This window comes from Comamonas sp. 26 (assembly GCF_002754475.1).
Lineage (GTDB): Bacteria > Pseudomonadota > Gammaproteobacteria > Burkholderiales > Burkholderiaceae_C > Comamonas.
In genome coordinates, this window is the sequence record NZ_PEFL01000001.1 from 2829842 (window position 1) to 2844545 (window position 14704).

12 protein-coding genes are annotated in these 14704 nt (G+C 55.7%); 8 read left to right on the plus strand and 4 right to left on the minus strand.

Features of this window, described 5'->3' with window-relative positions:
- Positions 1-113: 113 nt before the first annotated feature.
- Together CLU84_RS13170 and CLU84_RS13175 are read right to left on the minus strand one after the other, a co-directional pair.
- Positions 114-1028, minus strand: coding sequence for a hypothetical protein (locus CLU84_RS13170; RefSeq protein ID WP_099737553.1), 915 nt, complete (start codon positions 1026-1028; stop codon positions 114-116).
- A complete protein-coding gene (locus CLU84_RS13175; protein WP_099737554.1) occupies positions 1021-1617 on the minus strand; it encodes a hypothetical protein in 597 nt (198 codons plus the stop codon). Before CLU84_RS13175 ends, CLU84_RS13170 begins: the two co-directional genes overlap by 8 nt.
- A gap of 668 nt (positions 1618-2285) precedes the next feature.
- Between CLU84_RS13175 and CLU84_RS13180 the strand changes: the two genes are divergently transcribed.
- The 4 genes from CLU84_RS13180 (at position 2286) to CLU84_RS13195 (ending at position 7075) form a co-directional block, all read left to right on the plus strand.
- On the plus strand, positions 2286-3521 hold the full coding sequence (locus tag CLU84_RS13180; protein ID WP_099737555.1) for a DUF4010 domain-containing protein: 1236 nt from the start codon (positions 2286-2288) through the stop codon (positions 3519-3521).
- Between the two features lie 145 nt (positions 3522-3666).
- Positions 3667-4764 carry an NAD(P)-dependent alcohol dehydrogenase gene (locus CLU84_RS13185; protein ID WP_099737556.1) on the plus strand — a complete coding sequence of 366 codons (1098 nt, stop codon included), beginning with the start codon at positions 3667-3669 and terminating at the stop codon, positions 4762-4764.
- A gap of 194 nt (positions 4765-4958) precedes the next feature.
- Positions 4959-6374: an MBL fold metallo-hydrolase RNA specificity domain-containing protein gene (locus CLU84_RS13190; RefSeq protein WP_099737557.1), complete on the plus strand. Its 1416-nt coding sequence runs from the start codon at positions 4959-4961 to the stop codon at positions 6372-6374.
- Positions 6375-6613: 239 nt separating this feature from the next.
- On the plus strand, positions 6614-7075 hold the full coding sequence (locus tag CLU84_RS13195) for a universal stress protein (protein ID WP_099737558.1): 462 nt from the start codon (positions 6614-6616) through the stop codon (positions 7073-7075).
- A 755-nt stretch (positions 7076-7830) separates the two neighbouring features.
- On the opposite strand, the gene CLU84_RS13200 is transcribed toward CLU84_RS13195, so the two are convergent.
- Positions 7831-8829 (minus strand): hypothetical protein, encoded by a 999-nt coding sequence (locus CLU84_RS13200; RefSeq protein ID WP_099737559.1) that lies wholly within the window; start codon positions 8827-8829, stop codon positions 7831-7833.
- Between the two features lie 80 nt (positions 8830-8909).
- Between CLU84_RS13200 and CLU84_RS13205 the strand changes: the two genes are divergently transcribed.
- The 4 genes from CLU84_RS13205 to CLU84_RS13225 all read left to right on the plus strand — a co-directional run bounded on the left by CLU84_RS13205 (position 8910) and on the right by CLU84_RS13225 (position 12483).
- Positions 8910-9281 (plus strand): hypothetical protein, encoded by a 372-nt coding sequence (locus CLU84_RS13205; protein ID WP_099737560.1) that lies wholly within the window; start codon positions 8910-8912, stop codon positions 9279-9281.
- A gap of 196 nt (positions 9282-9477) precedes the next feature.
- Positions 9478-10497 carry a DNA cytosine methyltransferase gene (locus CLU84_RS13210; protein WP_233210154.1) on the plus strand — a complete coding sequence of 340 codons (1020 nt, stop codon included), beginning with the start codon at positions 9478-9480 and terminating at the stop codon, positions 10495-10497.
- Between the two features lie 55 nt (positions 10498-10552).
- A complete protein-coding gene (locus CLU84_RS13215; protein WP_099737562.1) occupies positions 10553-11650 on the plus strand; it encodes a hypothetical protein in 1098 nt (365 codons plus the stop codon).
- Between the two features lie 518 nt (positions 11651-12168).
- The gene (locus CLU84_RS13225; protein ID WP_233210045.1) at positions 12169-12483 is read left to right on the plus strand and encodes a hypothetical protein; all 315 of its coding nucleotides are present in this window, start codon (positions 12169-12171) and stop codon (positions 12481-12483) included.
- A 114-nt stretch (positions 12484-12597) separates the two neighbouring features.
- On the opposite strand, the gene brxL is transcribed toward CLU84_RS13225, so the two are convergent.
- On the minus strand, positions 12598-14688 hold the full coding sequence (gene brxL, locus CLU84_RS13230; protein WP_099737563.1) for a BREX system Lon protease-like protein BrxL: 2091 nt from the start codon (positions 14686-14688) through the stop codon (positions 12598-12600).
- Positions 14689-14704: the final 16 nt, after the last annotated feature.

Below are 14704 nucleotides of genomic sequence, written 5' to 3' on the forward strand. Positions count from 1 at the left end.
ATTCACTGCGCCTTTGAGCAAATCGATGGTGGCGCGCTCCACGCGGATAGACAGATCCGTCTCGGCGCGGCGGTTGTTGATGCCCAGAGGAAACGGGCCAATATTGGGGCGCATTACGGCACCTCCCGGGTTTGAAGGAAGTCCGTCCAGAACTCAGAAACAGGTGGCGCCATGCCTTCGGCGTAATAGACCACCGTGCCATAGCCGCCCCATTCAGGCGCCGTGAGCGTGCACACCAACTGATTGGCAAAAGGCACGCCGCCCACCGTGCCCGTGATCTCGTACACCCCGTAGATCACCGGATCAAACCAGGACTCGCCGGCATGAAAAAATATGTCGGCAAGTACCGGGTTGTCTGTAAAAGTCCTGGTCAGCACGGGAGAGCCATCGACCGGAGTGCAGGTCATCAAAAACTGCACGGACCCGGTATGCCCTCCCAACGTCGCCGCGCCAAACATCCAGTTGGAGCCAGGCATGTACGACGCCGTTCCGGCGCTTTCCTGGCTCACCGGGTCGCCGGCAGGCTCGCCACCGGCAAAGTACGGCGTGCCCCAGCCCATGAGGGCATCGGTGAGTTCGCCCCCATCCTCCTCATTGGTTTCTGAATACCAGCTCATGGCCGCATACCCGGCCTCAGACCCGTTGCCAGTGATCGTCAGGTACGAGGTGTTCTTGGTCGCCACGCCATTGATCGTGGCCGTGATCGTGTACACCCCGGCAATCATGGATGCACCCTCGTCCGGGCCGTCCATCAGAATGAATTCAATCAGGTAGCTGCCATCGGGATGCTCACCTGCAAACTCGGCAACCTGCGCCGCTTCGCCTGACAAAGGCTCAAAACGAACGCGGTACACCACCTGATCGCCATCGGCCAGCAAGTCGTACTCCACACTCAGTGCAGCCCAGCGATTGCCATTGAGGGCGCTGCCCTGGTTGTTGCGATTGGGGCCCAGGCCGTTGTGCACCCAGCCGGGGCCGCTACTGGTGGCGTCCTCCCAGCCCAGCCAATATTCGGCGCTCTCAGCCATGCTCGGCACCCCGCTGCTGCGCAATCCAGCGCCCGGTCAGCACCTGCGCCGTCAAAGTACGGGGGTCGCGGCTAAAGCCTTTGGGGTTGCGGTTCCAGATATAACCCACACGCCAGATGCCTACGCCGCCTTGGCGGCCCAGCGCCCAATACAGCATGTGCTCGGTCCAGAAATTGCCGCGTGGCAAGCCGCGCGCCACCTCCTGCGCCGGCACCGTCTCCATCACCACCAGGTGATGCAATGCCATGGGGCCCACAGCGTGGCGGTCGTTGTCGTACTCGTACCAGCTGCGCCGCACATCGCTTTTACCGGGCTCGCGCAGAATCTCCTCGGTGTAAGCCATGGGCACGCCACGTGAGCGCATCTTGGCCTCACACTCCGCCAGCACGCTCAGATAGTCGTCGGGCAGCTCATCGTCGTCATCGAGGTAAAAGCAGTAAGGCGTCTGCACCTTGGCCAGCGCATCCAGGCGCGCGGAATGCAGGTCAGCGGCAGAGCGCAGCACCTGGGTGCAGCCCAACACTTGCACGCCTGGAAGAACCAGTGTGACAGGCTTGGCAGATAGAACAATGGCCGTGAAAAGAGACATGGCCGCGAGTTTTACGCGGCCATGGATTGGAGTCGAACCCTAGAGGGGTGCTAATGTTGAACGGCTATTAGCGGCCAGAAGCAGAGTTTCGACTGATTGATGCCAGCGACGGCTTCAGGCTGATTGCCGCCTCCGCACTTTAAAAAGCCTATGACCGCTGCTCTCAATAGCGGACGCTGATCTTCTATCTATTCAAGCGTCCGCTGTAGACCTCAAACCGTAAACTTGCTGCTTTGTTGCGCGTCAGACAATCTGAACAGCAACTCTCGTCAGCTGTGAACTGGTGGTGACGACTTGAAGCCTCCTCGAATCTTCGCGCCACTCATATCGGTCATTGGCTGGTTTGGATTCTTCGCCAGACACCCGTTATTCGCCCGAGATTTGGAGCAAGTGCGCCTGAAATAACTTGGGTAGTTAAGCATGCTTAAAAATATATCAAGACTTGATTGACGAAGTTGGCACATGCATAGCACCATGTGCTCATCGTCGCTAATGCCAGACTAGGTGGAGGCCCTTCGCTGAGGCCTGACCAGTTCAGCAATGCGTCATCAGGTAGGCACTATAGGTGGCCTCCAGCTTGTCATGCTCGACTCTGCTGATTAGTAGTAGCTAGGGGCGGAGGTCCTGTCGAATTTGAGAGCCTGACTCAGATCGAGGAATTGAGACTTATGCAGCTGAGTTGGGCCGGTGTTGATCCTTGGGTAGTCTCGTTAGGCTGTGGTCTGCTTATTGGTGTCGTGAGCGAGCGTCGCGACAGTGAACGAGAAAGCATGGCTGGAACTCGTACACACGCCATAGCAGCGCTGCTTGGCTGCACGGCTTGGTCGTTAGGTGTGCCGCCTTTTGTTGTGGTCCTTCTGCTAGTAGGTGCACTGACCGTCGCGGCTTACTGGCAGTCAGCCCCCAAAGACCCAGGTTTGACAAGTGAAGTGACCCTACTTTTCTCGGTAACTCTGGGAGGGATATCGCATAAGAGTGCCACCTTGACTGCAGCTCTGGGCATCCTTTGCGCTTTGCTTGTGTACTCCAAAGGCCCCATACAGCGCTGGAGTCGTGAGTTGCTAAGAGAGAATGAGTTGAGGAATGGCCTTTTGCTAGGCGCCGCAGCGTTGATCGTGATGCCACTTCTGCCACAAGCGCCTGTGGATCCATGGGGCGTATTGAGCCTCGCCGCCCTTTGGAAAGTTGTTGTGCTGTTCATGACCATAGGTATGCTTGGCCACATACTTACTAGAGTGCTCGGCCCGCACTGGGGGTTGCCCGTTACCGGATTTTTTTCTGGATTTGTGTCATCTACCGCTGCTATAGCGAGCCTTGGTCACCTAGCCAAGTCAGACGAACATCAGCTGGCGCAAGCATTTGGCTGCGCCATGTTGGCTCAGTTGGCCTCACTATGCCTGTTCATAGCAATTCTCTCGACAACATCCATAGCTCTGATGCTTTCTATGACAATTCCTCTACTCATTGCGGCACTTTGCCTTGTGCTGGCTGCAGCCTCAGGATTGTTGAATCGACAAAAAACAGCCCCAAAAACGGAATTTGAATCGGAACGGGTATTTAAGCTTTCAAGTGCATTGCTGATTGCGGGCATCATCGCGCTGATGTTATTTCTCGCCGCTTGGCTACAGCATGTCTTTGGTAACACTGGTGTTTTGGTCGCAGCGGCATTCGCCGCTTTAGCCGAGCTGCATGCCGCTGCTGCTAGTTTAGGGCAGCTTTTTGCCTCGGGTAGTTTGCCATTGTCAACCGCTCAATGGGGGGTGGTTGTAATTCTTGCTTCCAGCGCAATGGCCAAATCGGTACTGGCGTTCTCCATTGGGGGAATCAAATATGGGGCACGAATCAGCTTGGGACTAGCCTCAATGGTGACAGGAGCAGGCCTGTCACTGCTATGGCTGGGCTGACGTGGACTGCCAATCTGCTATCGAAACCTAGATCTGATTCATTACGTAATAGATGTCATCCGTGAGAGCCTTGAGGGCAATAAGGCACAGAATGCGAATCTGCACACTGCAGATTGCCACCACGAACCTTTTGCAAGGAAACGTCATGACTCAGATGATGAAAGCGGCTGTTTTTGTAGAGCCAGGTCGCATTGACGTTGTGGAAAAACCGATTCCAGATGTGGGCCCTAATGATGCTCTGATCAAGATCACAACAACGACGATCTGCGGGACCGACATTCACATTCTCAAAGGTGAATACCCTGTCGCCAAGGGGTTGACGATTGGGCATGAGCCCGTTGGCATCATCGTTAAGCTTGGCAATGCTGTTCAGGGTTACAAAGAAGGACAGCGCGTGATTGCGGGCGCCATTTGCCCTAACTTCAATAGCTACGCAGCCCAGGATGGTGCGTCCTCGCAGGATGGTAGCTATCTGGCAGCCAGTGGGCGCTGCGGGTGCCATGGATACAAGCTAACTGCCGGATGGCGCTTTGGTAACCTAATCGACGGGGCACAGGCTGAGTACATTCTTGTACCTGATGCTCAAGGTAACTTGGCGCCGGTCCCAGATGGATTGACCGATGAACAAGTCCTGATGTGCCCGGACATCATGTCTACCGGATTCGCCGGTGCGGAGAATGCGAACATCAAGATAGGTGATGTCGTTGTCGTGTTCGCGCAAGGGCCAATCGGCTTGTGTGCCACTGCTGGCGCCAAGCTTCGTGGGGCAAGCATCATCATCGGTGTGGATGGCAATGAAGATCGACTTGCTGTAGCTAAAAAGCTTGGTGCCACTGTAACCTTGAACTTCAAAACTGAGGATGTAGTCGCTGAGGTGCTAAAAATTACGGGTGGCAAAGGGGCTGACAGCGCAATTGAAGCACTTGGCACACAAGGCACATTCGAGAGCGCATTGAGATGCATCCGCCCAGGAGGCACTGTATCGAGCTTAGGTGTTTACTCGGAAGATTTAAAGATTCCATTGAATGCTTTTGGGGCTGGATTGGGAGACCACCGTATCAATACAGCCTTATGCCCAGGTGGCAAAGAGCGCATGCGTCGTCTTATGTCCGTGATTGAAAGTGGCCGCATTGATCTCAGCCCGCTAGTCACCCATAAGTACAAGCTTGAAGACATCGTTGCTGCATACGACCTCTTTAGTCATCAACGTGATGGAGTTCTAAAAGTTGCCATTAAGAATTGATCTATGGATCATGTGCAATGCAATCACCCCAGGCAACTTGAAATACGCATGAGCAAGGCCCAAGATAAAAGGATGGATCAAGAGCGGATTTAAAGCATTTTTCGTTTGATCCACGCTGGATCGACTACAAGTGACATGTTGTGATCTGCCTTGGCACCATCATTAATTCCTGAAACTTCCATTGGCTTTAGTCTATGCAAATTACCTTTCATGGCGCAGCGCAACAAGTGACAGGATCCTGTTTTCTTATAGAAGCTGAAGGCTGCCGCTTCCTCGTGGATTGCGGCATGGTTCAAGGCAGTCGCATGGCCAAGGAGCGCAATTACAAGCCATTTGCATTTGACCCCAAGCTAATCGACTTCGTGTTGCTCACACATGCGCACATAGACCACAGTGGCCTGCTACCTCGGCTGAGCATGCATGGCTTTGTCGGGCCGATATTTACGACGCCAGCCACCTTTGATCTTCTGGACGTCTTGTTAAAAGACAGTGCGCACATCCAAGAGATGGAATCTGAGCGCAACGAAAAACGGGCGACCAAAGGTAAGAACCAGGTGCATCGTCGCGAAGTGCACCCGCCGCTTTATACGCTGCGCGATGTAAACCATTGCATGCGCCAGTTACGGACCATCTCCTACGATATTGAATTTTCACCGCATGCTTCTGTAAAGGCTTGCTTTCGCGATGCAGGACATATCCTGGGTTCAGCAATTATTGAAATTTGGTTAACGGACTCGTTGGGGAAAATATGCAAGCTCGTCGCCAGCGGTGATCTGGGCCAGCCAGGACGCGTCATCCTGCGTGACCCCACCTTCATTGAAGAGGCCGATGTGCTGCTGATAGAGTCCACATACGGAGATCGCATGCACAAAGACATGCCTTCCACGCTTGATGAACTGGTTGGGGTGATCAAAAACACTTTAGTCAAAGGCAATGTTGTTATTCCAGCGTTTGCTGTTGGCCGCACGCAAGAACTGCTCTATCACCTTCTGCTTCTTTCAACGCAGGGTAGGTTAGGCCCTTTAGATGTATATATAGATTCGCCCATGGCCGTTGCTGCCACAGAGATCACCCTCAAACATTTCGCGCTGTTTGATGACGATGCACGCGAACTGCTCTCGCAAGCCAAGCAGTTGCGGCTGCAGTTTCGCCTTCACTTCGTAAGTGATGTTAAGGACTCCATAGAGCTTCTTCTAATTAGATCTGGTGCGGTGATCATCTCTGCTAGCGGCATGTGCGACGCGGGCCGGGTGATCCGCCATCTGCACGAAAATCTGGGACGCCGAGATTGCGCTGTAGTTATTGCAGGGTTCCAGGCTGAGGGAACGCTGGGTAGACGCTTAGTCGATGGTGAAAAGCATGTTCGCCTTTTGGGTGACGATATCGAAGTTCAGGCTTCTATACATACTCTTGGCGCATTTTCGGCACATGCCGATCAGAAAGCGCTTATCGACTGGGCACATGCTTTCAAGCGCCATCCTCGCAAGGTTTTTGTGGTGCATGGAGAGAATCCTGCATCCCAGGCCTTAGCGGTGCTTCTGCGACAGCAGCAAGCTTGGGAGCAGTGTGACGTTATTGTTCCTCAAGAAGGAGCAACCTATAAATTTTGAAATCAATGTTGGGTAACGGTTTATCGCTCATGGGTTTTTCGCGTAAATGTTAATTCTCGGCTACCTACAAGTATTTTTCCTCTGAACGGCTCTCGGCAGGAGCACTCAATGGTATCTGTAGAGCTGCTCATATGCACTAGAGAAGTGATAGAGACTTTGTTTAGTGCCATATGCAGCGAGCTAAGTGTGCACTAACGAATGTTGCCATAAGCATCCATTGGCTTCAAAAAGGAGATCCTATGTATCAGAGAATTCTTGTTCCTATTGATGGAAGCGACACAGCTAAATTGGGATTGGAAGAATCAGTTCGGCTCGCAAAGTCGACAGAGGGAAGATTACGATTGATTCATGTTGTTGACGATCTTTCTCTCGCCCTTGCGATGGATTCCTATTCAGGTCATGCTGGAGACTGGTTAAATGAACTGCGTATGGACGGTGCACGCATTCTTCAGGAAGCTGCTGATGTGGCACTTAAAGCTGGTGTTATGGTCGACATAAAATTAAAAGAGGAATTTAAAGGTGCCGTATATGAGATTGTTCTCGCCGAAGCGCAGGGATGGCGAGCTGATTTGATCGTCCTGGGTACACACGGAAGGCGTGGATTCGGGCGTGTCGTTCTAGGTAGTAGCGCGGAGAGCATTCTTCGACATTCACCGATTCCCGTTTTGTTAGTTCGCTCTCCGCAGAGTCTTTCTGCATGAAGTAAATTCAGATTCGCAGCAGGTGGCTTTGTTTGGTGAGTGAGCGACATCTTAAATTGAATCTGCCTGCTGTTAATACCTGCAAGTATTTTGGGTAGCCATCGGAATCTCCGGACAGGGTCTATCGCTTATCTTCCAGATAGGCATAGGACTGTGCGTATAACTAGACATACAGAGACGATAGAGAGACCAGCACAGGCGGAGCTGGTAGGCCGCTGAGAAGGCGGCCTTGGTTCGCAAGACGTACGAGCCAAGCATGTTTTATCAAATGCTAGTCCAAGTTGCAGATGTCGAATAACTTGGCACCTAAATGGGGCGAGCATGTCCGCCTGAGGCTACATGCTCTAGACGATAACGAGGTTCATAGTCCGCGTCCACAAGTCGATATGGCCCGCAGCATTCGCTTTAAGCGGATTCTTGGCAGAGTAGAGCTTCTGTGACCAAAGTTAATGCCTTCTTTTGCCCTAATCCCAATTATCTGCTTCGGATCGGGAGCGTGAGCCAATTTTCGATAGAAGCGGTCATCAGAAGGCTGCGTACCCTATCAACGGGTCAGAACGTCGCAAACGGCTGCTGCGATCTTCAGACCAGCCGCTCGACCGATCTGGGGCCGAGCAAGTCGATGACGGCTTGTTACCAGAAAGCGTGAGTTCGACCCTGGCAGACGAAGGACCGGACACGCTGCATAGCAGTCATCTGCGTTCGATGTCTGGGTGACAGCAGTGGGTCGCAACCGGCCCCACGGCCGGCCACTCTCAGCTCCGCAACGCAGCCGCTTCCTCCCTCATTTGCGCCCTAAGCGCCTTGGGCGCCGTATCCGCGATCCGCTGGGTGCGGTCCTTGTTCATCTCGCGCACCTTCTTCCACACATCCGGCATCTTCACCACCATGGGCTGCTCGGGGTTGTCGCGGTTCCAGGCCGCCAGGCGCTCGCGCACCCGCTGCACATCACCCTCAAGCGTATCAATCAGCAGCTGGGCAGCCGCTTCCACGGATGGCTGGCCCAGCACGGCATCGCGCATGGCCTCGTACTTCTCGCCCACTACACGCAGCATGTCGGTGCGTGCCGTCATGTCGATGGAGCGATCAATGGCCGCGCGCGCTTCCTGGTACAGACTGATCTGGTTGGCATTGGCGCCAAACAGAGATTGCAGCTCGGCATCACTCCAGACAATACCGGGCTTGAGAAACACGCTCTCAAAACGAGAGTCAATCAACTTCTCAAACTGCTCCAAAGGCTTGCCCTGCCACATGGCCAGCACACCCGAATCAATCTTTCCCTGCTTGAGCAGCATGGCCGCCTTGTTGTGCACCGAGAGGCTGGCATGGCGCTTTTGCAGATCCTCCACCAAGGTCGCCTTGCCGTTCTCGTCGCGCCCCCAGATCAGCGTGCCCTCGAACAACGGCTTGCCCACGGCCTTGTTGTCGGCGGCAGAAACCGGCTTTTTCTTGAGGTCGCCCAGAGACTCGACACGCGGCAGAATGCGCGGCGCCATGTCGGCGGCATCGTTGGCCAGCATGCTCACATCGTCAATGTTCTGGCTGGCTGCCTCGTACACCGGCTTGAAGGCCGGGGCGCGCTCACCCAGGTGGCGCATGGTGCCCACGGACTTGTCCCACAGCGACACCTTGCCCTCGTGGGTAAAGGTCTGGCTCAGCTGGTCCAGGGCACTGTCCTTGAGCTCCAGAATCTTGGAGCGGCTGAACATCAAATCATCTGCATCGCTTTCGCCATTCGCTGCATCGCGCTGCACTTGGTTGGTGTCCAGAGTCAGCAGGCGGTTGCAGAGCCTGCGCCACCCGAGGGCGCTTTTGTTTTTTCAAGGAGTGCCAGATGACACCAGTACAGAAGTTGAAGTGGGCGATTCTGCTGAAGGCAGTTGCATTCGAGAACATCGCCGACCCCGGCGCGATCACCGCCGAGAACGTCGATCAACTCTACGACGACAACAACCAAAACCGGGAACTGCAGGACGCCCGCAACGAAATACGCTGCACCTGCCAAGAAACAGACTTCCCCACTCCCCTCTCGCGCCATTACGAATGCAACTCCGTCGCTGCTCGGATGCCCGATGGATCGTGGGTTGGCTGGAACTACTGGTATGGAGGCGGTAAGGGCTGGCGCGTCTCGGGTACCCGCGCACCTGTGCCGAGACTAGCCAACTGCGACGGGTTAACAAGATTTCGACCCCGGACTCGGTCTTGACCGTGATGTAAGTAACAGCTTTCATTCTTATCCTTTCATGGGCGCATATGCGCAATAAAAGTAAACCATGAGTCCTCAATTTGGTGGCTGCGGGTAAATTTCGCAGCGCCTGAGAGCCCGCCACTGAGCGGGCTTTTTGCTTTCTGGAGCCATGAAACCTGCGTACTACAACGAAATCGACCAGTTCGCGGCCCAGATGCTGCGCAATCTCATTGCAGCCGGGCACATCGCACCAGGCGACGTTGACGAAAGGAGCATCGAAGATGTTCACCCCTCAGACCTCAAGCCCTACACCCAGTGCCACTTCTTCGCCGGTGTCGGCGTCTGGTCACATGCACTTCGCCGCGCCGGCTGGCCAGATGATCGACCTGTTTGGACTGGTTCCTGCCCCTGCCAACCTTTCAGCGCGGCAGGCGCGGGAGCTGGGTTTGATGACCAGCGGCACCTTTGGCCGCACTTCCACTGGCTCATCTCGGAGTGCCGCCCTCCAGCAATCTTTGGAGAGCAGGTTGCGAGCCGTGACGCAAATCCTTGGATCGACCTTGTACAAGATGACTTGGAAGGAGTGGGATACAGGGTCGGGGCGGTCCCGTTCCCGTCTGCGGGCGTCGGTGCTCCGCATATCCGCGACCGGCTCTACTGGATGGCCTACGCCGACGAAGGGCGACGGGGACGGAGGCCACTTAATGGGCAACTCCAGCGCGACAGGCCGCCGGCCGGATGGATCGAAAACGCAGGTAACCCTGCCAGGCCTGGCTCAATTTGCGGGCTGGAACACTCCGGACAGCACGATGACGCAGGCCAAAGCGCGGCCGCCAATACTTGGCACACGAAAGCCAACGGATCCTCAGATCAGTCTGGCGGACCAGGCATTCCATCTTTCAGGATGGCCGACACCGACCACAACCAACAATGGAAAAGGAGAGGCCCCGGAGGCCAAGGTGCTACGCGGCATGAATCCGGGACTGAACCCCGCGGATGCAGCCCGGCTGACGGGTTGGGACTGCGATCAAGGACCAGCCCGACTAACGGCCACTGGTCAGCTGCTGACTGGCTCCTGTGCCGGGATGGAAAGTGGCGGCCAGTTGAACCCGGCTCATTCCCGCTGGCTCATGGGGCTCCCGCCAGAGTGGGACGCCTGCGCGCCTACGGCAATGCCATCAACGCGGAAGCCGCGCGCGTCTTCATCGAAGCAGCCATGAGCTGTATGCCCTGATCACCTACACACCAGCCCGCAGCAGCGGGCTTTTCTCATTCTGGGAGCTACCTATATGCAAGACAAGATCACGATCGCGGATGCGCCTGACTGCTTGAACACCAATGACAAAGCAATGTGGGTGCTTGGCTATCAAGCGGCTATTGAAGCACGCAGTACATGCCTGCTCCAGATCCAAGAGCCACCCACAAAGACCGAAGCTCTTGCTCACTACAGCAAACAGGCGATTCTCGCCATGGATGAAGCAGCGCCCGCAGCCGTGGCAGTGCCTGATGCAGTGCGCGACGCGCTGCTGCAATCCGAAGCAGCGCTGGAAGTCGCCACTGCGCGCATCCTGAAAGCCGATCCAGTCCATTCCATCAGTGTGACCAGCGAAGCGAAGGCGCTGGTTGCAGTTCGCGCCGCGCTTGCCGCCACCCCGGCAGCCGCGCCTGTTGCACTGACCATTCCACAGCCATTAGGATATGTCGTAACCACGCCGGCCGGAGCGGATCTTTTCTATCGGCACCCGGCAGACCTCGCTATCCACAATGATCACCGTGCCGAGACTGTCTACACGCTGCCAGCGGTTCTAGCAGCCGCGCCAGTGGTGCTGCCTGAGCCTGCAGTCATAGCCACAAGCAAGCGTGAATCGCCCACGAAAGGCTCTGTTGAATTCACTTGGGGCGTTGATGCACTCAAAGAAGAAGGCGAGCACAAGCTATTCACAGAGCAGCAACTGCGCGCCCAGCTGGCTACTGGTGGAAAGGCGCAGGCGGTGGAAGTGGACGACAGCATGGCGCTGGCGTTCCATCACGCGATTACAGACGGGGCCATCGGACAGGATGACCTGAACGAAATCAAGATCCGGTTGCGCGCTGCGCTGGTCAACTTGCACGCACCCCAGGCGCAGGCAGACGCGCGGGATGCGCTGACACCAGCAGCGCGCGATGTGCTTGCAGAGCGGGCGCGCCAGATCGCAAAAGAAGGCTACGACCCAGAGCACGACGACCACCATTTGAACGACGAGATAGCCGCCATGGCTGCGTTGTTCATCATGCCCGAGGGCGCGTGCGACTGGGACGCCACAAGCACAAGCTACGGGGATACCTTAGGCGAGGCCATGCTGCCATGCGACTGGGAAATGCCGAACTTTGGCGATGAGCAGCCATGACAACCCACTGATTGACGCCAACCGTGGAAGCGAAGGCCTGCCCGAAGACCGGGACTACCTGCTCCACCACTTCAACTGCCCCTATTGCATTTCAGCGGGCGCAACGCCTGGAATGCAGGAGCGGTGTCCTGAGGGGCTGCAGCTCTGGGATGCATACAACCAAGCCACCCGGCCACAGCCCAACACCCGCAGGCAGCGCCCATCACCAGACGCTGGCTACCTCGTCAAAACCAGAATTCGGCCTTGATTTATGAAACATTCAGATACACAAGCTGCAAAACCTGCCGCCAATGATGAGTCGGTCAATGCTCCCGAGTGGGTCCTGGCCTCGAAGTTTGAGGAACTCACAGGCGTAACTCGAGAGACAGTCAAACAACGCAAGAAGGCTGGCACCTGGCGCGAAGGCGCGCAGGTCGCTGTCGTTCACCGCCGCCTCTACGTCAACATCAAAGCAGCCGATCAATGGATAAAAGACCACCTATCGGAAAGCACTGACCCAGTGGGAAAACGAGCATCCGATGCCAGACAGCCTGCGTCAGAAGATGCAGGCGCTCGATGCACTGGAGCAAGAGTCCCGGCAAAAACAAGAGCACAACCAGCCCAAAAACACCATCTTCGGCAAGGTGAAGGATAGCGTCTGGTCCATGTACGTTGCTGGATGCCCGAATGGAGGCTCCGCGAAGTTGTTCTATCCCGCGCTGCTTCAGATCTACAACGAAGCCGCCAAGGCACAGGATGTCTTGTACTGGCTGCAAGAGCAGCAGCTTCAAATGAAGGGAAGCATCACCATGCGCAAAACCGAGAACGGCTGGCGAGCACTAAGCGAAGGATGATTTTCAGTCAGCAATGACCCACCCAGCCTGGCGCCTTGTGCGCTGGGCTCCACGTTATACGGTTTTGTTTTTTGCCTATCTGAAGATGACCTCGGACGACTGTCAAATGCAGCTTCACTGCAATCTCACGAATGTGATGTTGAACTCCTTGCATTGTCGGTGCTGCTGCATGCGGTTGGCGAAGCTGAAGGCATCGTTCAGCTCGCAACGCTGAAACACATCAAGCCCACGGCTAAGCACGATCTTCCAGCCATGATCCGTTGTGATGTCGCGGTCGTGCTTGGTGCCAGAGGTGTCGTATGTCCAAGAGAACTGAATACCGACGGAGGTGCATGCCTCAGCCATCTTCTCGAAGTTCTCTGTCTGCCGGTCCCCGCTGAATTCGTCTTCCACCGTCACGACGTGAACAGCCACTTCATCTTCGGGTTTTGAGTTGCGGCTGATCGTCTCGAGAAGCTCCATCAGATTGCGTTGCTGGTGGAACATGCGCAGATACGGGTCTGTCACGATGATTCGCTTCGCGCCTGCCAGGTAAGGCCCGAACAGCTTGTCGAATGCCACGCCGCGCTGGTTCTCTTGGAACACCAAGTGCTGCTCTTTCGGCGCGTCAGCGGCCGGAGATACGGGTGCCGGTGGAGCAACAATGGTCGCTGGAGCCGATGCTGCTGGAGTGGCCGGGACTTGGATGGCTGCGTCCATTGCGAAGGCCCCACTGTTTGGCGCTTCTGCAGCAATGCGCTGGTGATAGGCCGCAGGGTATTCCTCCTCTTCCAGCGTCGTCACCGCATGCTCTTTACCTTGCTGGTCGATGTAGCTAAACCGAACGGCTGGATAGGTGGAATCAATACGCAGCAGCTGGTCCTTGACCCGCTTTCTTCCTTCGATCGCCGACCGGAGCAACGCCTCGATCTCCTCCGTGCTCGCCTCACCGTGGGGGTAAATCACCTTCATCAAGCCCGAGAATGTCTTGTTGATGCCATCGCGGTCGCGCGTCGAGATGTCATCTGACAATCTGAAGTAGGCCTTGTAGCGGTCAGAGAAATCATGGTTGCGAAGTGCCCGCAGGATCTCCGCCAGATAGTCCACGACGAAGCCGTAGCCGCTGGAGAACATTTCCCCTCGAATCACATCCACTTCCCAGCCCGGGATGTAACTATGGATGCGATCCAGGAAGGCCGAGTCATGGAACTTCTCAGGCAGAGGATCGAAAAGGTCCGAGTGCTTGAGCATGTAGGGCACTGTGTGGTCAGTGTTTCCTACAAACACCATGCTGGCCTCAGCGCCAAGCGTTTCCACTCCACGCGAGAACGACTTATTCGCCATGTAGTTCTTCATGATGTCCACCAGCGCTTTGTCCACACGCTTTTGCTTGCCGGCGAACTCGTCGAAGGCCACCACGTCCCAATAGCCTACCAGGCCCAGTTTGCCCGTGCCGTTGTGGACGAACAGCTTGGGCACAGTCACCTCACCGCCGGAAATCAAAATGCCGTGTGGTGAAAACTCCGAGAAGATGTGCGACTTGCCCGTGCCCTTGGGACCTAGCTCTATCAGGTTGAAGTTGCGCTCGCAAAAAGGAATCAGACGCACCAGTTGGCTGAGCTTGTTGCGCTTGCCGAACATCTGCGGGTTGAAGCCGACGCTCTGGATGAGTAAGTCAATCCACTCCTCCGTGCTGAACTGCTTGCGCGCTGCTAGGTAACCGTCGAAGTCGAAGTGCGACAGCTGAATGGGCTTGATGGATGCGAGTACCCAAGGGGTAGCGTTCTTGTCCTCCGTGAACATGTACTCCAGGTCAGCGATGCACCACACACCGCCCACCAGCAGCTTGGGGTGCGCCTTCACCGTGGCCGAATCAATGATGACCTTCTTGATGCCTAGGTTCGCAAATTCAGCCTCATAGGCATCGGACTTGTCATTGAGCGCCACACTGATGCGGTCGATCACCTTGTGACGGCCCTTTTCCTTAATGGTGGAGCGCACCAACCCGGCTTCATTACGATGCACATAGTGCTTGCGCAGGATTTCGCGCACGGTGTCGATGCCTGCCTGGATGGTATTCTCGTCGTCAGTCGCACAATACTGGCCCAGCAGGTACTCAAGCACGTAGGTGGGCACGATGGCGTTGCCCTTCACAGTCTTGACCAAGTCCTTGCGAACCACCAGCCCGGCAAAGTGTTGATTGATCTTGTTATCCAGTTGACTCATCGGTACACCCTCCGCC

Bases quoted from the DNA above. Each gene is read 5' to 3' on its own strand.
- CLU84_RS13170 (WP_099737553.1), bottom strand. From the start codon at position 1,028: ATGGCTGAGAGCGCCGAATATTGGCTGGGCTGGGAGGACGCCACCAGT.
- CLU84_RS13175 (WP_099737554.1), bottom strand. From the start codon at position 1,617: ATGTCTCTTTTCACGGCCATTGTTCTATCTGCCAAGCCTGTCACACTG.
- CLU84_RS13180 (WP_099737555.1), top strand. From the start codon at position 2,286: ATGCAGCTGAGTTGGGCCGGTGTTGATCCTTGGGTAGTCTCGTTAGGC.
- CLU84_RS13185 (WP_099737556.1), top strand. From the start codon at position 3,667: ATGACTCAGATGATGAAAGCGGCTGTTTTTGTAGAGCCAGGTCGCATT.
- CLU84_RS13190 (WP_099737557.1), top strand. From the start codon at position 4,959: ATGCAAATTACCTTTCATGGCGCAGCGCAACAAGTGACAGGATCCTGT.
- CLU84_RS13195 (WP_099737558.1), top strand. From the start codon at position 6,614: ATGTATCAGAGAATTCTTGTTCCTATTGATGGAAGCGACACAGCTAAA.
- CLU84_RS13205 (WP_099737560.1), top strand. From the start codon at position 8,910: ATGACACCAGTACAGAAGTTGAAGTGGGCGATTCTGCTGAAGGCAGTT.
- CLU84_RS13210 (WP_233210154.1), top strand. From the start codon at position 9,478: ATGCTGCGCAATCTCATTGCAGCCGGGCACATCGCACCAGGCGACGTT.
- CLU84_RS13215 (WP_099737562.1), top strand. From the start codon at position 10,553: ATGCAAGACAAGATCACGATCGCGGATGCGCCTGACTGCTTGAACACC.
- CLU84_RS13225 (WP_233210045.1), top strand. From the start codon at position 12,169: ATGCCAGACAGCCTGCGTCAGAAGATGCAGGCGCTCGATGCACTGGAG.
- brxL (WP_099737563.1), bottom strand. From the start codon at position 14,688: ATGAGTCAACTGGATAACAAGATCAATCAACACTTTGCCGGGCTGGTG.